Below are 315 nucleotides of genomic sequence, written 5' to 3' on the forward strand. Positions count from 1 at the left end.
TGAGCCGACGGAGGACGGACGCGATGGGAACGAAGAAGCACAAGCCGGAAGAGGTGGTGACCAAGCTGCGGCAGGTGGACGTGCTGGTCTCGCAGGGGCAGAGCGTGGCAGACGCGATCCGGGCGATTGGCGTGACGGAAGTCACGTATTACCGCTGGCGTAAGGAGTTCGGTGGGCTGAAGTCCGACCAGGTGCGCCGGATGAAGGATCTTGAGACTGAGAACCAGCGGCTGCGCAAGGCGATCGCGGATCTTACCCTCGACAAGCTGATCCTGCAGGAGGCCGCCCGGGGAAACTTCTGAGCCCCGCGCGCCG

Annotated in this window: 1 pseudogene; it reads left to right on the forward strand. The window is 64.4% G+C overall.

Going from position 1 to position 315, the window contains the following annotated elements:
• Positions 1-23: 23 nt before the first annotated feature.
• Positions 24-315 (forward strand): annotated as a pseudogene (locus MFF64_RS36730) (transposase); the annotation flags it as partial.

Origin of the sequence: Methylobacterium frigidaeris (assembly GCF_022179185.1) — a bacterium.
In the GTDB taxonomy this organism is placed as follows: domain Bacteria; phylum Pseudomonadota; class Alphaproteobacteria; order Rhizobiales; family Beijerinckiaceae; genus Methylobacterium; species Methylobacterium frigidaeris.